Here is a 23,611-nt window from a genome sequence, read left to right as displayed (position 1 = left end):
TGGGATGGGAGCCCCGGTGCCGTACGGAGCCCGAGGGCCGGTGGCGACCTTCTTGGCGGGGGGCGGTCACCGGCCCTCCCACCGGGTGACACTTTCAGCCCACCGGGGTGGGCACTCTCAGCGGTCGCGGCAGTGGTGGCGGTTCCGCAGAAGCATCTGAATCCGTAGCGGTGTCGATGTACTACGGGTGTCGATGTACTACGGATGTGCGCCGTTGACGGGAAGCCTGGCGCGGACGAGCGTCCCGCCCTGGGGGCCGGGGCTGACGCTGCACGATCCACCGAGTTCCGCCGCACGTTCCCGCATGGACGACATCCCGATCCCGGAACGCACCTGTGAAGGCAACCCCACGCCGTCGTCGTCGACGGTGACGTGCAGATCGCCGTTGAGATGCAGCCGCACCACCGCGGACCCCGCCTTCGCGTGCCGGTGCACGTTGGTGAGCGCCTCCTGCACGATCCGGTAGGCGGCGACCTCGGCGGCGGCGGGCAGGCCCTTCAGGTCGCCGTCCACCCGGACGTCCACCTTCGGGCCGTCGCCGGTCGCGACGACGCCGCCGAGTGCCTGGATCGCGCCCTCCAGCCCCAGGTCGTCCAGCGCGGGCGGACGCAGCCCGTACACGAGGTCGCGGATGTCGCCGATGGTGCGGCCCATCGTCGCGCGCAGGTTCTCCAGCAGCGCGTCGACCGCCTCCGGGTCGGTCTTCAGCGTGATGCGCGCGGCGTCGACCGTCATCGCGAGGCTCGCCAGCGTCGGGCCGAGCCCGTCGTGCAGGTCGCGGCGCAGCCGCCGCCGCTCCTCCTCGCGCGTGCGCAGGATGCGCTCCCTGGACCGCTGGACGTCCGCGGCCAGCCGCGCCGCGTTCGCCAGCTCGGCGAGGTTGCGGGCCAGGACGCCGGACAGGCGGGCGTCCGGCGTGCGGGTGACGCCGAACAGCAGCCGGCCCACCGGCTCCCCGTGCCAGACGAGCGGGATGAGCTGCGGCCGGTCACCGAGCACCCCGTCCTCGGCGGAGATCGTCCGGCCGTCGCGGTCCAGGACCTCGATCGTGACGCCGGTGGCGTGCAGGGCCGAGCGCGCCACCTCGGCGGCGACGGCGAGCGCGGCGGGCGCGTCCGCGGCGGTCTGCAGCCGCCGGTTGAGCCGGTCGGCGATGCGGTACGGGTCGCGCTCGCCGTGGATGACCCCGTCCACCGTGCGCTGCAGGCGTCGCCGGACGGGCTCGAAGAAGGCGCCCGCGACGATCGCGCCGGCGAGCCCGGCGATGGTGCCCTCGCCGTGCGCGAGCAGGCTCGCCGCGCCGACGAGCGCGAAGTAGACGCCGGTGATCACGACGACGAGCCCCGCGTACACCAGCGTCCGGCTGACCACGAGATCGATATCGTAGAGGCGGTACCGGCTGATCGCGATGGCGATGCAGATCGGGACGGCGACGATCGTGAGGTTGCGCAGCGGGTCGCCGATCGGGCCGTTCTCGCCGGCGTAGATGATCCCCTCGGCGATCAGCCCCGGGTACACCACCCAGCCGATCTGCCGCCGCACGTCCGGCGGGGCCTGGACGAACCGCACCGCCAGCGAGAACAGCGCCGCGGCGAGCGTGGCGACGATGACCACGGCGATGGCCACCGGGATCGTGTCGAACGGGTACACCGAGACGCCGTTGTGCCAGCGGCGCACGTCCGGGTCGATCGTCAGGTGGACGCACACGATGACCGGGACGAGGCAGGCGAGGACGAGCACGGGCCGGAACCAGCGCGAGACGAGCCGCCCGTCCGGGAAGATCAGTGGCAGGACGAGCGTAAGGGCGTAGGTGTCAATGGCCCAGAGCCACGTGGCGAGCCATTGGACGAAGCCGGTTCCGGTCCAGTCGTGGAGCTCGAACCACGGGCCCAGATTGAGTGACAGGACGTACAGGGCGGCGCTGAAGCCGGAGCCCAGCATGAGCCAGGCGACCGTCAGCCCGCGCCCGTGCCGCAGCAGGACCGCGCCGACCGGCGTCCAGGCCAGCGCGACGAGGATCTCCGGATGCCACCAGACCATCCGCCGGCCCTCGGGCAACCGGGTGCCGATGTAGAGGGACGCGGCGACGATGAGCACGGCCCCGAGCGCGAGCGGCAACGCGACACGGCCCGCTACGCGGTCGTGTTCTGCCGTCTCCACCATGTGCTCCTCGGGGCCAAAAGTAATGGAATGTTAAAACTCCTGCTCCCTGTCCTGCAGTCGTCGTGGCGTCCGCCTCAGGACACCGAAGTCGGGTCGGCCGGGACCGCGGCCGTCGCGGTGCACTGGGCGCGTGCCGTGATGGTAACCGCGGAATCCGGCGGTGAGAACGGAAGGCGCAGGTCAGAGTAGTCCGGTCGGAGGTTCCGGTCGTCCCTCGCCGGCCTGTTCGGCGGCTTCCCGCCAGGTGCGGTGCAGGCGGCGGCTCTGAGCCATCGTCGGGGCGGGTTCCGATCGCGGTCGGCGCCCGTCTCAGGATGAGGGTATCCGGGCGACCGAAAACACGGTATTAGGGTGCCCAAGGGGAGCCTTGGGTCGCGTTCGCCTCGGGTCAGGCCGGCAGAGTCAACAAGCCGTCGCGGCTGAGCGCCTTGATGCCGCGCCGCAGTTCCTCGGGCGAGACGTCCCCGAGGAGGAGCCGCTGCAGGACGAAACCGGGCAGGATCGCGAACAGGGTCTTGGCCGCGGCGACGACATCGGTGCCGGGCGGGAGCGCTCCGGCGTCGACCAGACGGCGCAGGTAGTGCGCCCACGTCTCGCGGATGGCGCGTATGTTGCCGGCCATGTACGCGGCGATCTCCGGGTCGTGCATGGAGAGTGCCCAGGCGGCGGGGGCGAGGCGGAGCGGCCCGTCAGGACCGGACAGGCTGACGACCTTGGACGCGAACCGCTCGATCACCTCGTCCACGGGGAGCAGCGGGTCGCTGTCCACGAGCCGGCGGAAGAACGCGTTGAGGTCGCCGACGACCGCCGAGATGTTGGCCTCGATGATCTCGTTCTTGCTCTTGTAGTAGCGGTAGACGGCGCCGGCCGAGAGCCCCGACTCGGCGAAGATGTCCTGCATGGACGTCGCGTGGATGCCCTTGCGGATGAAGCAGACGCGGGCGGCGTCCAGGATCTGGCGGCGGCGGCGCTCCAGGTGCTCCTCGCTGACTCGCGGCATGGGCACAATCTAAAACGAACGTTCGTTTCTTGACAAGCTCCGACGCTGAATGCGACGCTGGCGGAAGTAAAGAGAACGGACATTCGTTTTTTGGAGGCGTCCATGTGGTCCTCCCTCGTAGCGCGCACCTTCGGCGTCGCCGTCGCCGCCGCGCTCCTCCAGCTCGTCATGGTCATCGCGTTCTCGTGGCCGGCCGCCCGGGTGGCGCCGCGCGACGTCCCGATCGTCGTGGCCGGTCCGCAGGCCGCCGCCGTCGCGGAACGGCTGGACCGCGAACGGCCCGGCGCGTTCGACGTCCGGACGGAACGGGACGAGGCCGCCGCCCGCGCGGCGCTCACCGACCGGGAGGCGTACGGCGCCGTCGTCACGACGCCGTCCGGCCCGAAGGTGCTCACCGCGTCCGCCGCCTCACCGGTCCTCGCCCAGCAACTCACCGCCCTGGCCCAAGTCCTCACCCAGCCCGGTGGTGCGTCCGTGTCGCCTGGCAGCGCGTCGGCGTCGGTCGTGGAGGACGTGGTCGGCGCCGACTCCGATGACCCGCGCGGCGCCGGGTTCGGCGCGCTCGCGCTGCCGCTGATCATGTCCGGCCTCGCCGCGGCGGTGCTGCTGACCTTCGCGATCCGCCAGGCCGCCTGGCGCGCCGCCGGAGTCGTCGTGTTCGCGGTGCTGCGCGGTCTCGGTGTGGCGGGGATCGCGCAGGGCTGGCTGTCCCTGCTGCCCGGTTCCTATCTGGCGGTCGCCGGCGTGATGTCGCTGACCATCCTGGCCGTGACCGGCACGGTCGTGGGCCTGGCCGCCGCCGTCGGACGGGCCGGGTTCGGTCTCGGCGGGCTCGCGCTGCTGCTGGTCGGCAACCCGCTGTCGGCCGCAACCTCGGCGCCGGAGCTGCTGCCGCAGCCGTGGGGCGAGATCGGCCAGCTCCTTCCACCGGGCGCCGCGGTGACGCTGCTGCGCTCGACGGCGTTCTTCGACGGCGCGGGCGCCGCCGGGCCGGTGGCCGTCCTGGTCGCGTGGGCCGCCGCGGGGTTCGGTCTCCTGACGATCGGCGGGCTGCGCGGGCGCGTCCGCGACGAGGCCGCTCCGGAACGCGAACCCGCCATCGCCTGACATCTGCCGTTTTCCCGCGCAGTGTGTGATCGCTCAGTAGCATTCTGTGATTCTTCTGGGTGGTCCGAAGGGAAGAGATGGCGGCGTTCCTGCTGGGTCGGCTCGCGAGCCGGCTGGTCCTTGCCGTGCTGGCCGCGAGCCTCGCCTACGCGCTCGCCGCCGCTGCGCTGGATCCGCGCGCCGGCTTCGAGGGGAGGGCGCCCCGTCCGCCCGAGGCCGTGGTCGACGCCCGGCTCACCGCCCTCAATCTGAATGACCGGACGCCCCTGGCCGACCGGTACCTGGTCTGGGCGGAGGGCGTCGTCCATGGCGACTTCGGCCATACGTCGGACGGCGAAGCGGTCAACGCCGAGTTGTGGCGACGGCTCGGGGTGAGTTTTCGGCTGCTGTTCCTGGGCGCTGTCCTAGGGAGCGTCTTAGGCGTCCTTCTCGGCGCTTACGCGGCAGTTCGGCGCGGACGGACGGCAGACAGGCTCATCAGTCTCGGTTCGTATCTGCTCTTGGCCGTGCCGGTGTTCGTCCTGGCGGTGTTACTGCAGATCGCTGCCAGCAGAGCGAACCGCGCTATGGGCGTGCAGGCCTTTGTGTGGGTCGGGGAGGCCACGCCTGGTGCGTCGGATGGGGTGATTGGCGGGCTCGCTGACCGGGCTAGGCATCTGCTGCTGCCGACGGTCACGATCGCGCTCACACAGCTTGGCCTCTACTGCCGCTACCAGCGCGCCATGATGCTGGACGTTCTGCACGCCGACTTCGTGCGGACCGCACGGGCCAAGGGACTACGACGGCGTAGCGCGCTCCTGCGGCACGGGCTGCGCGTGGCCCTGACGCCGGTGACGACGTATTTCGTCTACGCTTTCGGCCTGCTGCTCCTCGGCGGCATCCACACCGAGAAGATCTTCGGCTGGCACGGCGCCGGGGAGTGGCTCGTCGACTCCGTCGCGCGCGGCGACGTCAACGTGGTCGCGGCGATCGTCTGCGTCGCGGTGTGCGGGGTCGTCCTGGCCGGGCTGATCTCGGACGTTCTGCAGGGCGTCCTCGACCCGCGCGTCCGGGCGGCGGAGTGATCGTGACGCGGAGCCGGCGGGCCGTCGCCGGGCTCGTCCTGCTGGCGCTGGTGTTCGCGCTGGTGTTCGCCGGGCCGGTCGTGTCGCCGTGGAGCTGGGACGGCACGGACTTCGCGGCCTTCCGCGCGGGGCCGTCCGCGGAGCACTGGCTCGGCACGACGGAGAGCGGCCGCGACGTCTTCGCCGTCACCCTGCGCGGAGCGCGGACGTCGCTGCTCATCGGCCTCGCCGTCGCCGTGATCTCGACCGGGATCGCCGCCGCCGTCGGGACCGTCGCCGGATACGCGGGCGGACGCCTCGACCGGACCCTCATGTGGGGCGTCGACCTGCTGATCGTCCTGCCGCCCTTCCTGGTCGTCGTCCTGCTGGCCCCTCGCCTGGACGGGGGCGCGCCCCTGCTCGTGCCGCTGCTCGCCGCGTTCATGTGGATGATCACGGCGCGGATGGTGCGCGCCCTGAGCGCCTCGCTGCGCGACCGCGAGTACGTGCTGGCGGCCCGGTTCCTCGGCGTGGGCGCGCCGCGCGTGATCGTCCGGCACGTCCTGCCGCAGCTCGCGTCGCTGCTGGTCGTGGACGCGAGCCTCAACGTCAGTGTCGCGATCGTCGCGGAGAGCGGGCTGTCGTATCTGGGGCTCGGGGTCCGCCCGCCGGACGTGTCGCTCGGCACGCTGATCGCGGACGGGCACGGCGCCGCGGCCGCGAGTCCGTGGCCGTTCGGTTTCGCCGCCGGGCTGCTCGTCCTCATCGTGCTGGCGGTGAGTCTGCTGGGCGACGGTCTGCGCGATGTCCTCGATCCCACCTCGGGAGGTGCTCGTTGAACGTCCTGCGGGTCACGGATCTGACGGTTCGCTACGCGCCGGACGTGCACGCCGTGCGGGACGTGAGCTTCACGGTCGGTTCGGGCGAGGCGCTCGGAATCGTCGGCGAATCGGGCTCGGGGAAGACGGCCCTGGCGCTCGCGCTGATGGGGCTCCTGCCTGAAGGCGCCCGCGTGGCGGGCTCGGTGCGGCTGCGCGCCGGGGAACTGCTCGGGAGGTCCGACGCCGAACTCTCCCGGCTGCGCGGCAACGACCTGTCGATGATCTTCCAGGACGCGTTGTCGGCGCTCACGCCCGTCCGCACGGTCGGTGACCAGATCGCCGAGACCGTCATGATCCACTCGGGGGCCACGCGGGCGGCGGCGCGAGCGCGGGCCGTCGAGCTGCTCGGCTCGGTCGGCATTCCGGGCGCGGCTCGGCGGGCCCGCGCGTACCCGCATGAGCTCTCCGGCGGGATGCGTCAGCGCGTGATGATCGCCATGGCGATCGCCAACGAGCCCGGCCTGCTGATCGCGGACGAGCCGACGACCGCGCTGGACGTGACCGTCCAGGCGCAGGTCCTGGACGTGCTGCGGGCCGCCAAGGAGGCCACCGGTGCGGCGGTCGTGCTGATCAGCCATGACATGGGCGTCGTCGCCGGATTCGCCGACCGGGTGATGGTGATGCATGCGGGACGTGCCGTGGAGCAAGGGCCGGTAGAGCAGATCTACCGGCGGCCGGTCACGCCGCACACCGCCGCGTTACTCCGGTCGGTTCCGCGTATAGGAGAGTCGTCGTCCGCCACTGGGGCGGTGGTCGAGCGTTCTAGGCGGCCGGTGGTGCTGGAGGTGGAGGGCCTCGTCCGTCACCATCCGGTCTACAAGGGGCCGTTGCTCCGCCGCCGGGCCGGGACGGTTCGAGCCGTGGACGGTATCGGCTTCGACGTCCGGGAAGGCGAGACCCTAGCGCTGGTGGGCGAATCGGGGTGCGGCAAGACAACGACGCTGATGGAGATCCTGCGGCTTTCGCGTCCGCAGCAGGGGCGCATTGCCGTCCTCGGGCACGACACGGCGGCGTTGCGCGCCACGCACCGTAGGGCTTTGCGCCGCGACGTCCAGGTCGTGTTCCAGGACCCGTACGCGTCCCTTGACCCGCGCATGCGTGTGGCCTCCATCCTCGCCGAACCCCTGATCACGCATCGTGTGCCGCCGTCCAGGGTCGGTGGCCGCGTCGAAGAGCTTCTGGAGTTGGTGGGGTTGGGGCCAGAGCATGCCCGGCGGTTCCCGCATGGCCTGTCAGGCGGGGAGGCACAGCGCGTTGGCATCGCCAGAGCCTTGGCCTTGGAGCCGCGTCTACTGCTCCTGGACGAGCCTGTAGCGGCCCTGGACGTCACCGTCCAGGGCGATGTCATAACCCTGCTGGAGGAACTGCGCGAACGGCTCGGCCTGGCTTATCTGTTCGTCGCTCATGACTTGGCCGTCGTTCACCTAATCGCGGATCGGGTCGCCGTCATGTACATGGGCCGCATCATGGAGATCGGTTCGGTGAGCGAGGTGTACGGCGTCCCTGCCCATCCGTACACACGCGCGCTGCTGGATGCGGTCCCGTTTCCAGATCCGGTCCTGGAGCGGCGCCGTCCACGCGTCCTTTTGCATGGAGAGACACCCGACCCGGCGTCTCCGCCCGCAGGATGCCGATTCCGTTCCCGTTGCCCGCGCTACGCCACGCTCACCGCCGTCGACGGACGTCTCTGCGAGGAACACGAACCGCCGTCTCGCCCACTACGGCCTGGGGACGACGCCGATCAGTCGGCCGCCTGCCACCATCCCCTTGTCGAAGCTAAGGCCGGACTATGAAACGCATGCTCGTGGGCGTCATGTTGATGGCCGTGGGTGGATGCAGCGGCCCGGGAGAGCCGTTCACCCATGCGGCGTCTGGACGGCTCACAGCGTCCGACGTCAATCCGACCCCGCGTGACCGTGTCGTGGACGGTGGGACCCTGCGCTGGCCACTGCCGGAGTTTCCGTCCCAATGGAACTTCAACCACGTCACCGGCACCAAAGGAGCGGTCGAGCACGTCGTCCAGGGCGTCCTGCCTTATCTGATGCGGGCCGACGAGAAGGCCGTCCCGCGTCCCGTCCCCGAGTATCTGCGGTCGGCGACGTTGAAGCGCACGAAGCACGGCCAGATCGTCACCTACCGCCTCAATCCAAAGGCCAAGTGGTCGGACGGCCGTCCCATCGGACGCGCCGATTTCGTAGCGCAGGCACACGCGCTCTCTGGACGTGACAGGCGATACGAGGTCTCCACCGTCACCGGCTACCGCCGGATCAAGCGCATCGACCAAGGCGCAGACGAACACGCAATAAAAGTCACCTTCGACGGTATGTACGCCGACTGGCGCAGCCTGTTCAGCCCGCTTTACCCGGCCACCGCCTACTCCACCCCACGCGCGTTCAACACCGGCTGGATGAATCGCCTGCCCGTCACGTCCGGACCGTTCAAATTCCAGGGGATCGACCGGACGGCCAAGACCATCACCATCGTCCGCGACCCCGCCTGGTGGGGCGCGCCAGCGAAACTCGACCGGATCGTCTATCGCGCCATGGACACCAGCGCGATGCCCGGCGCGTTCGCCAACGACGAGATCGACCTGATGGACATCGGTCTTGACGCGGGCGCCCTGAAACGCGTCCAAGACGTTCCCGGGGCCGCAGTACGCCGAGCGGGCGGTCCGGACTGGCGGCACTTCACGCTGAACGCAGCAGGCCCCGTCCTGTCCGACGTGCGGGTGCGGCGTGCCGTCATGCTCGGCATCGACCGGCACACCATCGCGAGGGCTGATTTGTCCGGCCTCGACGTGCCCGTCCAGACACTCGGCAACCATTTCTACGTCAACACCCAGGACGGCTACCAGGACAACTCCGGGGACCTCGGAACGTACGATCCGGCCCGCGCCAGAAAACTCCTGGACGAGACAGGCTGGAAACTCCACGGCAAGTACCGGACCAAGGCAGGACGGACGCTTTCCCTACGCTTCGTCGTCCCGTCCGGGGTTCCGATCAGCAAACGGGAAGGGGAACTGACCCGTGCCCTGCTCGAACGCATCGGCGTCCGCGTGGACATCGTTCCTGTCCCCGCCGACGACGCGTTCGACCGGTACGTCGCGCCCGGGAACTTCGACATCGTCCCGTTCTCCTGGCTGGGCACGTCCTTCCCTGTGTCGCCCATGGAGTCGGTCTTCGCCCGGCCCCATGGCGACCGCGTCCAGCAGAATTACTCCCGCATCGGTACAGCGGCCATCGACGCCGCCATGGATCGCGCCATCGCAGAGGTCGACCCGGCGAGAATTCACGTCCTTGTGAACAGAACCGACCGGCTTATCTGGCACCAGGCGTCGGTCTTGCCGCTGTACCAGCGTCCCCAACTCGTCGCCACACGCGCGGGCTTGGCCAACCTTGGCGCCTGCGGCTTCTTCGAGCCCGCCTACCAGGACATCGGGTTCACGACCCCTCGATAGGCCAAGGCGGCTAAGGGAACGCGAGCCGGATGCCCTTGCGGTCGTTGGTGAACCGCGCGTTCCACACGTACAGGCGCAGGTCGTCGGCGGAGACGTCGGCGTCGGCCGGGAGCTCGGTGGCGATCCGCACCACGTACGACGCACCCGCCGGGATCATCGTGCTGCCGTTCTCGTCCACGGGCGCCTTCGCCCCGCCGACCCGTGCGGTGATCTTGCTCTGGTTCGGGAGCGTGCACATGTCGTCCGGGATGCCGGGTTGCGGCATGCACCGCTCCCGCGTGGACGGCGGGACCCGCTCCTTCGGCAGGAACAGGTCGGCCGGATAGTCCAGCAGCACCGGCCGCCGCTGGCTGTTGGTGAGGACGTAGTCGGCGTAGGCGTACGTCGTGCCGGACGGCGGGGCCCCGGTGGCGCCGAGCGGCTGCCCGTCCGTTCCCGCCTTGACGGCGGCGAGGCTGTAGCCGTAGCCCTCGGGCGTCGTGAAGCCGACCGGGGGACCGGCCTTCGGCGCGGGCACGGACGGGCCCTGCGCGCCCGGGGCGCCCTGACCGGCGGACGCCGGCTTGGCCGGTTCCGCGCCGGGCTCCGCGTCCGGCCGGAGGATGACGATCCCGGCGGCCACGGCGGCGATGCCCACGGCTCCGGCGAGGGCCCCGGCGAGCCCGAGCCTCCCCGCGTTGCTGTTTTTCTTCCGGCGGTGCGAATGGTGCGGGCGATAGCTGGTGGCCATGCTTCTGCGTGCTCCCTCGGGCCTGCCAGGCTCAGTAAGCGCGTCCTGTCTCAAGCAGTCAGACACGATACCTGACGCCTGGATCGGCGATGTTCAAGGTCAGGGGCTTACGAATCGCGCGCGACGAGCGCGTCGCGACCGAGCCCCCGCAGGGAGGCGTCCAGCACCTGCGCGGTGTGCGCGATGGCGATGCCGGCGCCGCGCCGCCGCAGCGCGGTGGCGATCTGCATGGAGCAGCCGGGGTTGGCGGCGACCAGTAGTTCGGCTCCGGTGGCGTCGACGTTCACCGCCTTGCGGTCGCCGAGTTCTCCGGCGGCCTCCGGCTGGAACAGGTTGTAGGTCCCGGCGGAGCCGCAGCAGATCTCCGGTTCGGCGATCTCGCGGACGGTCAGCTCGGGGATCGCGGCGAGCAGCGCCCGCGGCTGGCTGCGGATCCCCTGCGCGTGGGCCAGGTGGCAGGCGTCGTGGTAGGCGACCGTGACCGGAACGGGTTCGCGTTTCGCGCGCGGCCCCAGCGCCGCGAGGAACTCGGCGAAGTCGCGGGTCTTGGCCGACAGCGCGTCCGCGCGTCCCGACCAGGCCGGATCGTCGGCGAGCAGCGCCTGGTACTCCTTCATCGCCGACCCACAGCCCGCGGAGTTCACCACGATGACGTCGACGGCCTCGAACATCTGGATCGTCCGGCGCGCGAAGGCGCGGGCTTCGTCCTCGCGGCCGGAGTGCATGGACAGCGCGCCGCAGCACCCCTGGTCCCGGGGGATGACGACGTCACAACCCTCCAGCGCCAGGACGCGGGCCGTGGCCGCGTTGACACCGGGGAAGAACTCGGCCTGGACGCAGCCGGTCAGCATCCCGACCGTGGCGCGGCGCTCACCACGTGCGGCGACCCGTTCGGGCAGTTTCGGCGCCCTCCCCAGGGGCGGTGCGAGCCGTTCCATAGCGGCGACGGACGGCGAGATGCGTTCCAAGACGCCGCTACGGCGGACGAGCCGTTCCAGCCCCGACTTCTGGTAGGCGCGCAGGGGTCCGCGTAGAGCGCGAAGCCGCCGCCTATAGGGGAACAGCTGGAAGACCAGTTCCCGAATGGCACGTTCCTTCAGCGACCGAGGGTGCTCACGTTCGACGTCGGCGCGGGTCATCTCGATGAGCCGGTCGTACTGCACGCCTGACGGGCAGGACGTCACGCACGCCATGCAGCCCAGGCAGCGGTCGAAATGCTCCACCATCGGGCCGCTGAGCGGTGTTCCGTCCGCGTGCTGCTGCATGAGGTGGATGCGGCCCCTGGGGGAGTCCATCTCCTCGCCCCACAGGACGTACGTCGGGCATGTCGGCAGGCAGAAACCGCAGTGCACGCAGTCGCTGAGCAGATTTGGTAGATCGTCCTCGGAGCCCATCAGATACCTCCCGCGAAGCGGCCCGGGGACAGCCGATGGTCCGGGTCGAACTGGTCCTTCACGCGCCGCATCAGCGCGAGCGCCGGAACCGGCCCCCACAGGTCGATTTCGCCGCGCACCTCTTCCGGTGTGTAGCGGACGACGGCGCCGCCACGGTGCCGGCCCAGCGCGTCCCGTAGGCGTCCCAGAACGTCGGCTACCTCGTCCGGCGTCGACTCTGCGGGGAGGCCCACGTGGCCGTGCCCGCTGCCACTCCAGGTTACTGCGATGTCCGGGCCGAGCAGGGTGAGGAGGTCGCGGAGGGCGGGCGGCGGGGCGCTGATGTCGATGAGCGTGGTGCCGTCCGGGTACCGTCCCCAGCCGTCCGGTGCGGTCCCGCTGATTTCGGCGTTCTCGCCGAGGAGGTCCGCGGTCTGCCGAGCACGCGCGGCAACACCGTCCGGGACGCCTTCCAAGAGCACCGCGACCGTTCCCGAAGGGCCGATGTACTCCACCGCACTCGGCGCCACCGCGCAGTGCAGGACGGTCTGGACGGCGTCATGCGCGTCCTCAGGCCCGCTCACAGCGCAGACCACGTAGGCCGTGGCCGCGGGAACGGGGTGCAGGCGGAACGTCGCGTCCACGATGAGCCCGAGGGTTCCGAACGAGCCGGAAAAGAGCCGTCCAAGGTCGTACCCTGCGACGTTCTTGACGACCTTCCCGCCGGAACGCGCTACCTGACCGTCCGCCCGGACGATCGTCAGCCCGATGACCAGGCTGCGGGGCGTCCCGTAGAGCGAACGAAGCGGACCCGCCGCGCCTGTAGCGATGGTGCCGCCGACAGTAGAACCCGGCAGGGGGACGTCGAGCGCGAGCCGCTGATCGCGTTCTGCGAGCTTCTCGGCGAGCCGCTCCATCGGCAGACCCGCCTCCGCCTTCGCCACAAGGTCCCCTGCGGCGTGTTCGATGAGACCGTCCAGCCGGTGGGTGTCGACGAGCAGATCGCACCGCTCCGGGGGCGCGCCCCAGTCCAGACGGGTTTCGGCACCACGCGGGACGACCGCCAGCCCGTTCTCGGCGGCAACGCGCATGACGTCGGCGGCCTCGGTCACGTTCTCGGGCGCGGCGACCAGGGCGGGCTCTACACCGAGCACACCTTCCGCAGGCTCACCGGGCCGTACATCGCCGCAGACCTTCGCCAGAGCGTCCAGGGGCCGCATCAGAAAAGGTCCGCCTTTCCCTCGTACGGGTGGGCGCCCCTGCGCACGCCCGGCACCTCGCCGCACAGGCGCGGCGTGGGGAACACCTTGCCCGGGTTGCACAGCCCGTCAGGGTCGAAACCGCAGCGGACCATCTGCATCGTGTCCAGGTCGGTGTCGGTGAACATGCGCGGCATGTAGCGGGACTTGTCCACGCCGACGCCGTGCTCGCCCGTGATGGAACCGCCGTGCTCGATGCACAGGTCGAGGATCGCGCCCGACACCGCCTCGGCGCGCTCCTCCGCGCCCGGCTCGGCGTCGTCGAACAGGACCAGCGGGTGCAGGTTGCCGTCGCCCGCGTGGAACACGTTCGCGACCCGCACGCCCGACTCGGCCGACAGCGCGTCGATCTGCGCCAGCACCTGCGGCAGGGCGGTCCGGGGGATCACGCCGTCCTGGACGATGTAGGCCGGGCTGATCCGGCCGACCGCGGCGAACGCCGACTTGCGGCCCTTCCAGATCAAGGCCCGCTCCTCGTCGTCCGCGGCGATGCGGATCTCGAACGCGCCCGCGTCCCGGCACAGCCGCTCCACCTCGGTGAACTGCGCCGCCACCTCCGCCTCGGGGCCGTCCAGCTCCACGATCAGCACCGCGCCCGCGCCCGGCGGGTACTCGCAGCGCACCGCCGCCTCCGCCGCCTCGATCGACAGCGCGTCCATCATCTCGATCGCCGCCGGGACGACGCCCGCGCCGATGATCGCCGACACCGCGCCGCCGCCCGCCTCGATCGACCCGAACGCCGCCAGCAGCGTCTGCACCGTCTCCGGCAGCCGCGTCAGCCGCACGGTGATCTTGGTGGTGATGCCGAGCGTGCCCTCCGCGCCGACGAACACGCCGAGCAGGTCGTAGCCTGGCCCGTCGGCAGGCAGCTCGACGATCTCGCCGTCCGGCGTGACGACCTCGCAGGACAGCACGTGATGCGCGGTGAACCCGTACTTCAGGCAGTGCGCCCCGCCGGAGTTCTCCGCCACGTTCCCGCCGACCGAGCAGATCTGCTGGCTGGACGGGTCGGGCGCGAAGTAGTACCCGTGCGGCCGGACGGCCCGCGTCACGTCCAGGTTGACCACGCCGGGCTCCACGACGGCCCGCTGCCCCGGAATGTCGATCTCCAGGATCCGGCGCATCCGGGACGTGACGATCAGCACGCCGTCCGCCCGGGGGAGCGCCCCGCCGGACAGGCCCGTCCCGGACCCGCGCGCCACGTACGGCGTCCCGGCCGCCGCGCACTCGCGGACGATCCCGGCGATCTGCTCGGCGGTGTCGGGCAGCACGACGACCGCGGGCGTCGACCGGTGGTTGGTCAGCCCGTCGCACTCGTACGTGCGCAGCCGCACCGGATCGGTGATCACCCGCCCGGCCCCGAGCAGCTCCTCCAGCCGTGCCGCGAGCACCGCGAGTCGCGCTTCCATCACTCCACCTTCCTCCGCCCCCGCGCCCGCCGCAAGATCGGTGCCCCCGCCGCAGGATCGGCGGGGACGCCGATCAAGGGAACCGCTGGTAGGCGGGGGTGGTGAGGAACTCGGAGTACTCGTCGGCGAGGGTGACGTCCCTGAAGAGGGCCACGGCCTGGTCGTAGCGGGGCTCGTTGTACGCCTGCCCCAGCTCGTCCCGGATCTTCGCGAGCTCCTCGTCCAGCAGCTCCCCCACCCACTCCTTCGTGATCTTCCTGCCCTCGGCGGTCGCGACGCCGTTGTAGATCCACTGCCACACCTGCGAGCGGGAGATCTCCGCGGTCGCCGCGTCCTCCATCAGGTTGTGGATCGCCACCGCCCCGGCGCCGTCCAGCCAGGTCGCGAGGTAGCGCAGCGCCACGTCGATGTTGTTGCGCAGGCCCGCCTCGGTGATCTCGCCCGGGGTGGCCTTGATGTTGAGCAGGTCGGCGGCGGAGACCCGCACGTCCTCGCGCAGCCGGTCGCGCTGGTTCGGCTTGTCGCCGAGGACGCCGTCGAACACCTCCCGGCAGACCGGGACGAGGTCGGGGTGCGCGACCCAGGAGCCGTCGAAGCCGTCGCCGGACTCGCGGGTCTTGTCGGCCCGGACCTTCTCCAGCGCGACCTTGTTGACCTCCTCGTCGCGGCGGGACGGGATGAACGCCGCCATCCCGCCGATCGCGTGCGCGCCGCGCTTGTGGCACGTCCGGACGAGCAGCTCGGTGTAGGCCCGCATGAACGGCGCGGTCATCGTGATCGCGTTCCGCTCCGGGAGGATGAACTCGGCGCCCCGGTCCCGGAACTTCTTGATCACGGAGAACAGGTAGTCCCAGCGGCCCGCGTTCAGGCCCGCGGAGTGGTCGCGCAGCTCGTAGAGGATCTCCTCCATCTCGAACGCGGCCGGGATCGTCTCGATCAGGACGGTCGCGCGGATCGTGCCGCGCGGGACGTCCAGGGCGTCCTGGGCGAGGTCGAACGCGTCGTTCCAGAGCCGCGCCTCAAGGTGGCTCTCCATCTTCGGCAGGTAGAAGTACGGGCCCTTGCCCTTGGCGAGCTGCCTGCGGGCGCAGTGGAAGAAGTACAGGCCGAAGTCGAACAGCGACCCGGACATGGGCCTGCCGTCGACGAGGAGGTGCTTCTCCTCCATGTGCCAGCCGCGCGGCCGGACGACGATGGTCGCGAGCTCGGCGTCGTCCTTCAGCGCGTAGGACTTGCCGCTCCGCCCGTCCGTGAAGTCGATGGCGCGGTCGAGGGCGTCCCGCAGGTTGAGCTGCCCTTCGATCATGTTGTCCCAGAGCGGGGTGTTGGCGTCCTCGAAGTCGGCCAGCCACACCTTGGCGCCGGAGTTCAGGGCGTTGATCGTCATCTTCCGGTCCGTCGGGCCGGTGATCTCGACGCGGCGGTCCTCCAGGCCGGGGGCGGGATCGGCCACGCGCCAGGAGCCGTCCTCCCGGACGCTCGCGGTCCCGGGCAGGAAGTCGAGCGTGCCGCCCGCGGAGAGGGCGCGCTGGCGCTCGGCGCGGGCCGCCAGCAGCTCCTCGCGCCGTGCGCCGAGCGCGCGCTGCAGGGAGGCGAGCAGGCCGAGCGCCTCGGGGGTCAGGATCTCCTCGTACCGATCACCGAGGGGTCCGGTGACCTCGACGCCGTCAAGTCCAGCCATCTGCCTGCCCTTCCGTTTTTTCGTATCGTGAAATTCGACTTCTGTTATGTGAAGAACGCTACTCGGCGGTGCCGAGAGGGGTCAACGCGGGGCCCGTCTCAGGGACTTGCCTCAGATGGCGTGGATAACCGCGTGACCACGGGGGACGGTGCGTGAGACGATCGGCGGGAAGACACTGCCGCATGGCGGCGTTGCACAGAGGACATATGACTCAGCCATTCTCTGCAGACCAGACCGGGCTCGAAGCTCGGGACGTAGACGCTCAGAACGAAGCCGACTACGAGCCCATGACGGGGGAGCTCGACCTCGACGACCGGCGGGCACTGCGCCGCATCGCGGGCCTGTCCACCGAACTGACCGACGTCACCGAAGTCGAGTACCGCGCGCTCCGGCTGGAGCGGGTCGTCCTCGTCGGCGTGTGGACGGAGGGCACCGCCGAGGCCGCCGAGAACTCCCTGCGCGAGCTGGCGCTCCTCGCCGAGACGGCCGGCTCCCAGGTGCTGGAGGCCCTCGTCCAGCGGCGGCACCGCCCCGACCCGGCCACCTACATCGGCTCCGGCAAGGCCGCGGAGCTGCGCGACATCGTCATCGCCACCGGCGCCGACACCGTCATCTGCGACGGCGAGCTGGCCCCGAGCCAGCTCCGGCACCTGGAGGAGACCGTCCAGGTCAAGGTGATCGACCGGACCGCCCTGATCCTGGACATCTTCGCCCAGCACGCCAAGAGCCGCGAAGGCAAGGCGCAGGTCGAGCTGGCGCAGCTCGACTACCTGCTGCCGCGGCTGCGCGGCTGGGGCGGCAACCTGTCCCGGCAGGTCGGCGGCCGCGCCGCCGGCGGCGTCGGGATCGGCGGCCGCGGGCCCGGCGAGACCAAGATCGAGCTGGACCGGCGGCGGATCCGCACCCGGATGGCCAAGCTGCGCCGGCAGATCGCCGAGATGTCCAAGTCGCGCGACACCAAGCGCGGCGAGCGGCGCCGCCACGCGGTGCCCGCCGTCGCCATCGCCGGCTACACCAACGCGGGCAAGTCGTCCCTGCTCAACCGGCTCACCGGCGCCGGGGTCCTGGTGGAGGACGCGCTGTTCGCCACCCTCGACCCGACCGTCCGGCGCGCCGAGACGCCCGGCGGCCGCGCCTACACCCTCGCCGACACCGTCGGGTTCGTCCGGCACCTGCCGCACCAGCTCGTCGAGGCGTTCCGCTCGACGCTGGAGGAGGTCACCGACGCCGGGCTGATCCTGCACGTCGTGGACGGCTCCGACCCGGCCCCCGAGGCGCAGATCGACGCCGTCCGCGAGGTGCTGCGGGAGATCGACGCCGACGAGATCCCCGAGATCATCGTCATCAACAAGGCGGACGCCGCGGACGAGCTCGCGATCGCCCGCCTCCAGCGGCGGGAGCCGCACAGCGTCGTCGTGTCCGCCCGCACCGGGTTCGGCATCGAGGAGCTGCGCGCGGCCATCGAGGCCGACCTGCCCGGGCTGGAGAGCGAACTGCACGTCGTGGTGCCGTACGAGCGCGGCGACCTCGTCGCGCAGGTCCACGAGCGCGGCGAGGTGCTCAAGCAGGAGCACCTGGCGGAGGGCACCATGCTCCACGCCAGGATGCCAGCGGACCTCGCCGGGGAACTGTCCCGCTACGAAACCGTGGCACCCACCGCCTGACCCTTGGGGCCGCGCACCGGGCCGTGACACCGGGCCGTGACGTCCGGAGCCTGAGGTTTGGGGGCCGTGAAGTCCGGGGCCTGAGGTTTGGGTTCTGACCCCCAGGCCGGGAGGGTTCCGGACCACGGAAACCGGTTTCGGTCCTGCTTGTAAAGCGTTAAAGGGTGCCTGGAAGCCGTCCCTGGGTTCATCCTGGTCGCTGAACGGTGACAGCTTCCCCAATCGGCTTGACGGTCAGGTTGAAATCCGTACGGTCGTAGAGCTAAGGGGCGGGGTGATGGCTGTCGATGCGCTGCGATCAGAGGTTGTCGGGCGGGCCTTCAGTGCACTACCGTGACGAAACCGATATCTCCGGTCTCGTTGCCAGTGGTGGTCGCCCGACCGCCCGACCCACCGACGGTGAGTCGCCGGCACCCAGTCGGCGTTTCGGATCGAGAGCAGGTGGCCCACGCATGACAGGTCCAGTGCGAGATCGAGAGCAAGTGGCCCGCCCCACACGCACGGCAGGCCCGACCCTGGGAAAGAGGGCAGGCGGCCCGCACCATCGCCCCACGGCGCCCGGTTCCGCGCTGAAGCGCGCCATGCCCCACCCAGGTCGGTGACCCTATGACCGTACGGCTGTTGACGAACATCGGCAGGCTCTGGACGGGCACCGACGTCTGCAGCAACGCGGCCGTGCTCATTCACGACGACCGCATCGTCTGGGCGGGGCCCGCGTCCGACCTGCCGCAGCGCGTCCCCGGCATCATCGACGACATCGTCGACGTCGACCACGTGGAGAACCTCGGCGGCGGACTGGTCACCCCAGGGCTCATCGACGCGCACTCCCACCCGGTCTACGCGGGCAACCGCTGGGCCGAGCTCGCCATGCGCACCAGCGGATCGTCCCATTCCGCCATCACCGCGGCGGGCGGCGGCGTCAACTCCACCGTGACCGTCACCCGGGGAACCGACCCGTGGACGCTCTGCAACGGTGTCCGCGAACGGCTCCGCCAGTGGATCCTCGCCGGGACGACCACCGTCGAGGCCAAGACCGGCTACCACCTCACCCGCGACGGCGAACTCGCCGACATCCGGATGCTGCGGTCGCTCGAAGGCGAACCGGCCATGCCGCGCATCCACGCGACGTTCCTCGCCGCGCACATCCTGCCGCCCGAGTTCTTCGGCCGCCGCCGCGACTACATCGAGGCCGTCCGCCTGTGGGCGGGCGACGCCGCCGTGGCGGGTGCCGACTCGATCGACGTCTACTGCGACGAGGGCCACTTCACCGCCGAAGAGGCCCGCGCCCTCCTGCTCACCGGCAAGCGCGCCGGCCTGAAGGCCAGGATGCACGCCTGCGCCAACGAGCGCGTCGGCGCCGCGCAGGTCGCCGCCGAGGTCGGCTGCGCGTCCGCCGACCTGCTCACCCAGGCCAACGACGACGACATCAAGGCCCTCGCCCACGCCGGCGTCACCGCCACCGTCTGCCCGGGCAGTGCCCTCAACAGCAGCCGCGCGCCCGCACCCGTCCGGCAGATGCTCGACCGCGGCGTCACCGTCGCGCTCGGCACCGACCACAACCCCGGCCAGTGCGGCATCACGTCCATGCCCCTCGTCATCGGGCTGTCCGTCGCCATGTTCGGCCTCAGCGTCACCGAGGCCCTGCGCGCCGCCACCCTCGGCGGTGCCGCGGCCCTCCGCGTCGGCGACCGCGGCTCCCTCGCGCCCGGCATGCTCGCGGACATCGTCCTGTGGGACGCCGACCACGAGGGCGCGTTCGCCTGGGCGTTCGGCCTCCGCGCCCTGCGGATCTGGCGCGGCGGCGTGCCCGTCCAGCCCTGACGCAGTCTCGCGCGGGTAGCGTCCCCTCATGGGCAGCGCCGTCGCGGTCGTCACTGACTCGACCGCCTACCTTCCACCGGGCGTAGCCCAGCAGTACTCGCTGACCGTCGTCCCCCTGCAGATCGCCGTCGGCGGCGCCACCCGGGACGAACACGACATCAGCACCGGCGAGGCGGCCCAGGCGCTGAACATCACCACGTCCCGTCCCTCTCCAGCCCGCTTCGCGGACGCCTACAGAGCCGCCGTGGACGCGGGCGCGGGCGAAGTCGTCTCCGTTCACCTGTCCGCCGCCATGTCCGGGACAGTAGAGGCGGCACGGCTCGCCGCCGATGACGCACCCGTCCCCGTAAGGGTCGTCGACAGCGGAACCATCGGGATGGGCCTCGGGTTCGCCGTCCTCTCCGCGGCGGCCACCGCCAGGTCCGGCGGGACGGGTGAGCAAGCCGCGGACGCCGCCCTGCGCCGGGCCGAACTCACCCGGTCGCTCCTGTACGTCGACAACCTGGAGTACCTGAGGCGCGGTGGACGGATCGGCGCCGCGGCCACCCTGCTCGGTTCGGCGCTCATGGTGAAACCCCTCCTCGACATCACGAACGGCCGTATCGAACCGCTGGAGAAGGTCCGGACCTCCACGCGCGCCCTGGCACGGCTGGAGGAACTGGCGGTCGTCGAGGCCGGCGACCGGCACGTTGATCTCGGCGTCCAGCACCTCGCCGCCCGGGCCCGCGCCGAGTCGCTGGCCGCCCGGCTCCGCGAACGCATTCCGCACGTCCAGGACGTCCACGTCGGCGAGGTCGGCCCGGTCATCGGCGCCCACGTTGGCCCCGGCATGCTCGCCGTCATCGTGGCCCCCCACCTCTGAACCGCTGACCCAGAGTTATCCACAATTCGCGAAGCGTGCAGGCCGGTCTGTGCGCCCCGCTTACCGTCTGTCGACATGAGAACCGACACGCGGGACCGGCTGCACTCCCTGATGGGCCGGCTCACCCCTCCCGAGACACCGCCGTCGGCCCGCTTACGAGCGGGCCCCGACCGGTCGAACGTCCGCATCCTCGTCCTCATCGGCGTGATCGCCGCCGTCGTGGCCGCCGGCTACCTGTGGCTGGCCCGGCCGCGCCCGCAGCCTTCCGCGAGCCCGCTACCGAGCGCCACCATCGCGGAGGTCCGGCCCGCCGTGTCCGCGAGCCCGGCGGCAGGCTCCCCGGTGGTCGTGCACGTCCTCGGCAAGGTCAGGCGTCCCGGAGTGATCGCCTTGCCGTCCGGCTCCCGGGTCGCCGAGGCGATCAAGGCGGCGGGCGGCGTGCGCCCCGGCGCGAAGACCGGCGCCCTCAACCTCGCCCGGAAACTGGTGGACGGCGAGCAGATCCCGGTGGGCGTCCGCGGTCTCGCGCCCGTTGCCGGCGCCCCGTCCTCGCCTGCACCCGGCGGTTCCGCGGCGCCCGGCGCCCCTCTCGATCTCAACACCGCCACCGCCGAGCAACTGGACGATCTCCCCGGCGTCGGCCCCGTCCTCGCCCAGCGGATCGTCGACTACCGCACCCAGCACGGCGGATTCCGCTCGATCGAACAACTCCAGGACGTCAGCGGCATAGGCGCCCGCCGCTTCTCCGACCTGAAGCCGATGGTCCGTGTATGACCCACGACCTCCGCTTGCTCGCCCCCGCGCTCGCCACCTGGCTCACGGCCGCCGCGACCATCGGCCTCCCGGCGTCCCTCACCTACGCCCTCGCCGCCGCTACGACCCTGGCAGCCCTCTACCTCCTGGTGACCCACCGCCGCCCGTCACGAACCCGCCCCAACCCCGCGCCCTCACCCGCCACAGGCGCCAATCCACACGGCGGTTCGACCAAAACCGCTCGACCCTCCTCCGCAGCGACCAGTCGTCCACGGAGATGGCCGACACGACGGCGCCCGGTCGGGGTCGTCCTGGTATGCGTCGCGGCATCGGCGACGGGGGTGGCACTCCGCGCCACGGCCGTCGACACGGGTCCGGTGCGAGACCTCGCCCGCAACAGCCGGACCGCCACCGCGGAGGTCGTGGTGACCGGCGACCCCCAGCCGAGACCGGGCAACGGCCGCCGCGTGATCATCATCCGGGCGCGGGTCGAGACGATCCCGGGGGCCAAGGTCCGGGTTCCCGTGCTGCTGATCGCGAGTCACGACCGATGGCTTCACCTGGTCCCCAGCCAGCGGGTACGCCTCCACGGCCGGTTCGTTCCGCCCCGCGGCGCCGATCTGCTCGCGGCGGTGGTGATCGTCCGGGGGCCGCCCGCCGTCCTCCGACCACCGTCCAAGATCCAGCGCGCCGCAGAGCGCGTGCGGGCGAGGCTGCGGGCCGCGTCGTCCCGGCTCCCGCCCGACCAGCGAGGTGTCCTCCCCGGCATGGTCGTGGGCGACACCTCCCTCCTCGACCCGGCATTGGCCGACGGCTTCCGTGCGGCCGGGCTCAGCCACCTCCTGGTCGTCTCGGGCGCGAACCTGGCGATCGTTATCGGCGCCGTCCTCGGACTGTGCCGGCTCGGCGGCCTCGGCCGGCGTCGCGCCCCGCCCGTCGCCGTTCTCGCGGTGCTCGCGTTCATCGTGGTCGCCCGCCCGGAGCCGAGCGTCCTCAGGGCGGCCGTCATGGGCCTCATCGGCATGCTGGCGCTCTTCACCGGGCGGCAGCGCCAAGGGATGCCCGCTCTGGCAGCCGCCGTCCTCCTCCTCGTCCTGATCGACCCCGGGCTCGCCCGCTCGTACGGGTTCGCGCTGTCGGTCCTGGCGACCGCGGGCCTGCTCGTCCTGGCGCCACCGTGGCGCGAACGGCTGGCCCGCCGACTGCCGGGCCCCCTGGCCGACGCCCTCGCCGTCGCGGCCGCAGCCCAGCTCGCCGTGGCCCCGGTCCTGGTCATGCTCTCCGGAGAGGTAGGCGTCGTGTCAGTGTTCGCGAACCTGCTGGCCGCTCCCGCAGTCGCCCCCGCCACCCTCCTCGGCGCCCTCGCGGCCGCCACCGCGCCCTTCTCGCTGCCCCTCGCCCGACTGCTCGTGTGGCCCGCCGGCCTGGCCGTCGGCTGGATCATCCGCGTCGCCCGCACCGCCGCCGCCCTGCCCTACGCCACGATCCCCTGGACAAGCGGAGGCCTCGGCGCCGCGACCCTCATCGTGGCGGCCGGGATCGCCGTCCTGATCCTCCGCAGCCGCCGCATGCGCCTGATCGTGGCCGCCGCCATGACCGGCATCCTGATCGCCGTCCTCGTCCAGCGCGCGACGGCCCCCGGCTGGCCTCCACCGGGCTGGCAGATGGTCGCCTGCGACGTCGGACAAGGCGACGCCCTCGCCCTGTCCACGGCCCCCGGCCAAGCCGTCGTCGTGGACACCGGCCCCGACCCCGCGCCAGTCGACCGATGCCTGAGACGCCTCCACATAACGGACGTCCCGGTGCTCATCCTGACCCACCCGCACGCCGACCACATCAACGGCACGTCCGGTGTCCGGCGCGATCGCGACGTCCACACGATCCTGACGACGTCCCTCACATCGGGCCGCGAAGCACGCCTCACCCACGGCCTGCCCACCCGATCCGCCCAAGCAGGTCAGCAATGGCGCATAGGAGATCTAACCCTCTCGGTCCTCGCCCCCACGGCCACCGGCCCGGCCCTCGCACCCGAGGACGACGGCACCACGATCAACAACGCGAGCGTGGTCGTCGTCGCCCGCAGGCCCGGCTTCAGCGCCCTCCTCGCAGGCGACATCGAAGCCGAGGCCCAACGCGCCCTGGAGTCCGCAGTCCCTCCTGTCGACGTCCTGAAGGTCCCTCACCACGGCTCCCGCAGCCAGGACCACCGCTTCCTGGCCGCCGCCCACGCCTCCATCTCCCTGATCTCGGTCGGCGAACCCAACGACTACGGCCACCCGTCCCCGGCGACCCTCAGACTCCTGCACCATCTCCGCACCCAGGTCCACCGCACCGACAAGGAGGGAGACATAGCCATAGTCCGCACCAGAACCGGCATAGCAACCGTCCCCAGCCGCGCCCCCTAACCC

17 protein-coding genes are annotated in these 23,611 nt (G+C 71.3%); 10 read left to right on the top strand and 7 right to left on the bottom strand.

The features are described 5' to 3' along the window. Positions 1-198 precede the first annotated feature (198 nt). Both ETD83_RS13945 and ETD83_RS13940 read right to left on the bottom strand, forming a co-directional pair. Positions 199-2,163 (bottom strand): sensor histidine kinase, encoded by a 1,965-nt coding sequence (locus ETD83_RS13945; protein ID WP_138645540.1) that lies wholly within the window; start codon positions 2,161-2,163, stop codon positions 199-201. A 388-nt stretch (positions 2,164-2,551) separates the two neighbouring features. Then, on the bottom strand, positions 2,552-3,163 hold the full coding sequence (locus ETD83_RS13940; RefSeq protein ID WP_138645539.1) for a TetR/AcrR family transcriptional regulator: 612 nt from the start codon (positions 3,161-3,163) through the stop codon (positions 2,552-2,554). Between the two features lie 102 nt (positions 3,164-3,265). Between ETD83_RS13940 and ETD83_RS13935 the strand changes: the two genes are divergently transcribed. The 5 genes from ETD83_RS13935 (at position 3,266) to ETD83_RS13915 (ending at position 9,651) form a co-directional block, all read left to right on the top strand. Beyond that, positions 3,266-4,270 (top strand): hypothetical protein, encoded by a 1,005-nt coding sequence (locus ETD83_RS13935; RefSeq protein ID WP_138645538.1) that lies wholly within the window; start codon positions 3,266-3,268, stop codon positions 4,268-4,270. 77 nt (positions 4,271-4,347) lie between these two features. Beyond that, a complete protein-coding gene (locus tag ETD83_RS13930; protein WP_138645537.1) occupies positions 4,348-5,334 on the top strand; it encodes an ABC transporter permease in 987 nt (328 codons plus the stop codon). 2 nt (positions 5,335-5,336) lie between these two features. After that, positions 5,337-6,152, top strand: coding sequence for an ABC transporter permease (locus ETD83_RS13925; protein ID WP_138645536.1), 816 nt, complete (start codon positions 5,337-5,339; stop codon positions 6,150-6,152). After that, positions 6,149-7,987 carry a dipeptide ABC transporter ATP-binding protein gene (locus tag ETD83_RS13920; protein ID WP_138645535.1) on the top strand — a complete coding sequence of 613 codons (1,839 nt, stop codon included), beginning with the start codon at positions 6,149-6,151 and terminating at the stop codon, positions 7,985-7,987. The genes ETD83_RS13925 and ETD83_RS13920 overlap by 4 nt, the downstream gene beginning before the upstream one ends. A gap of 128 nt (positions 7,988-8,115) precedes the next feature. Further along, positions 8,116-9,651, top strand: a complete 1,536-nt coding sequence (locus ETD83_RS13915) for an ABC transporter family substrate-binding protein (RefSeq protein WP_230420894.1) — start codon at positions 8,116-8,118, stop codon at positions 9,649-9,651. A 10-nt stretch (positions 9,652-9,661) separates the two neighbouring features. Here ETD83_RS13915 and ETD83_RS13910 read toward each other — a convergent pair whose 3' ends face one another. From ETD83_RS13910 to aceB, 5 genes are all read right to left on the bottom strand, one after another. Then, entirely contained in the window at positions 9,662-10,381 is a 720-nt protein-coding gene (locus ETD83_RS13910; protein ID WP_138645533.1) for a hypothetical protein, read from the bottom strand. Positions 10,382-10,488: 107 nt separating this feature from the next. Beyond that, a complete protein-coding gene (locus ETD83_RS13905) occupies positions 10,489-11,775 on the bottom strand; it encodes a (Fe-S)-binding protein (RefSeq protein ID WP_138645532.1) in 1,287 nt (428 codons plus the stop codon). Further along, positions 11,775-12,908, bottom strand: coding sequence for an FAD-binding oxidoreductase (locus ETD83_RS13900; RefSeq protein ID WP_230420893.1), 1,134 nt, complete (start codon positions 12,906-12,908; stop codon positions 11,775-11,777). The genes ETD83_RS13905 and ETD83_RS13900 overlap by 1 nt, the downstream gene beginning before the upstream one ends. 65 nt (positions 12,909-12,973) lie before the next feature. Further along, entirely contained in the window at positions 12,974-14,422 is a 1,449-nt protein-coding gene (locus ETD83_RS13895) for an FAD-linked oxidase C-terminal domain-containing protein (protein WP_138645530.1), read from the bottom strand. A 73-nt stretch (positions 14,423-14,495) separates the two neighbouring features. Next, the gene (aceB, locus tag ETD83_RS13890) at positions 14,496-16,103 is read right to left on the bottom strand and encodes a malate synthase A (RefSeq protein ID WP_138645529.1); all 1,608 of its coding nucleotides are present in this window, start codon (positions 16,101-16,103) and stop codon (positions 14,496-14,498) included. Between the two features lie 206 nt (positions 16,104-16,309). Between aceB and hflX the strand changes: the two genes are divergently transcribed. The 5 genes from hflX (at position 16,310) to ETD83_RS13865 (ending at position 23,608) form a co-directional block, all read left to right on the top strand. Continuing rightward, on the top strand, positions 16,310-17,767 hold the full coding sequence (gene hflX / locus ETD83_RS13885) for a GTPase HflX (protein WP_138645528.1): 1,458 nt from the start codon (positions 16,310-16,312) through the stop codon (positions 17,765-17,767). 606 nt (positions 17,768-18,373) lie between these two features. Continuing rightward, a complete protein-coding gene (gene hutI / locus ETD83_RS13880) occupies positions 18,374-19,588 on the top strand; it encodes an imidazolonepropionase (RefSeq protein ID WP_131967882.1) in 1,215 nt (404 codons plus the stop codon). 28 nt (positions 19,589-19,616) lie between these two features. After that, positions 19,617-20,450 carry a DegV family protein gene (locus ETD83_RS13875; RefSeq protein ID WP_138645527.1) on the top strand — a complete coding sequence of 278 codons (834 nt, stop codon included), beginning with the start codon at positions 19,617-19,619 and terminating at the stop codon, positions 20,448-20,450. A gap of 75 nt (positions 20,451-20,525) precedes the next feature. Further along, a complete protein-coding gene (locus tag ETD83_RS13870) occupies positions 20,526-21,224 on the top strand; it encodes a ComEA family DNA-binding protein (RefSeq protein WP_138645526.1) in 699 nt (232 codons plus the stop codon). 320 nt (positions 21,225-21,544) lie between these two features. Continuing rightward, the gene (locus tag ETD83_RS13865) at positions 21,545-23,608 is read left to right on the top strand and encodes a ComEC/Rec2 family competence protein (protein ID WP_230420891.1); all 2,064 of its coding nucleotides are present in this window, start codon (positions 21,545-21,547) and stop codon (positions 23,606-23,608) included. Positions 23,609-23,611: the final 3 nt, after the last annotated feature.

It is taken from the genome of Actinomadura soli (assembly GCF_005889715.1).
GTDB lineage: Bacteria > Actinomycetota > Actinomycetes > Streptosporangiales > Streptosporangiaceae > Spirillospora > Spirillospora soli.
This window is presented reverse-complemented; position numbering and strand designations above follow the sequence as displayed.

What these genes read in the sequence shown, in the direction of transcription:
- ETD83_RS13895 (WP_138645530.1), bottom strand. Translation starts at nt 14,422, where the DNA reads ATGGAAGCGCGACTCGCGGTGCTCGCGGCACGGCTGGAGGAGCTGCTC.
- ETD83_RS13930 (WP_138645537.1), top strand. Translation starts at nt 4,348, where the DNA reads ATGGCGGCGTTCCTGCTGGGTCGGCTCGCGAGCCGGCTGGTCCTTGCC.
- ETD83_RS13910 (WP_138645533.1), bottom strand. Translation starts at nt 10,381, where the DNA reads ATGGCCACCAGCTATCGCCCGCACCATTCGCACCGCCGGAAGAAAAAC.
- ETD83_RS13945 (WP_138645540.1), bottom strand. Translation starts at nt 2,163, where the DNA reads ATGGTGGAGACGGCAGAACACGACCGCGTAGCGGGCCGTGTCGCGTTG.
- ETD83_RS13875 (WP_138645527.1), top strand. Translation starts at nt 19,617, where the DNA reads ATGGGCAGCGCCGTCGCGGTCGTCACTGACTCGACCGCCTACCTTCCA.
- hflX (WP_138645528.1), top strand. Translation starts at nt 16,310, where the DNA reads ATGACTCAGCCATTCTCTGCAGACCAGACCGGGCTCGAAGCTCGGGAC.
- ETD83_RS13940 (WP_138645539.1), bottom strand. Translation starts at nt 3,163, where the DNA reads ATGCCGCGAGTCAGCGAGGAGCACCTGGAGCGCCGCCGCCGCCAGATC.
- ETD83_RS13905 (WP_138645532.1), bottom strand. Translation starts at nt 11,775, where the DNA reads ATGGGCTCCGAGGACGATCTACCAAATCTGCTCAGCGACTGCGTGCAC.
- aceB (WP_138645529.1), bottom strand. Translation starts at nt 16,103, where the DNA reads ATGGCTGGACTTGACGGCGTCGAGGTCACCGGACCCCTCGGTGATCGG.
- ETD83_RS13935 (WP_138645538.1), top strand. Translation starts at nt 3,266, where the DNA reads ATGTGGTCCTCCCTCGTAGCGCGCACCTTCGGCGTCGCCGTCGCCGCC.
- hutI (WP_131967882.1), top strand. Translation starts at nt 18,374, where the DNA reads ATGACCGTACGGCTGTTGACGAACATCGGCAGGCTCTGGACGGGCACC.
- ETD83_RS13870 (WP_138645526.1), top strand. Translation starts at nt 20,526, where the DNA reads ATGAGAACCGACACGCGGGACCGGCTGCACTCCCTGATGGGCCGGCTC.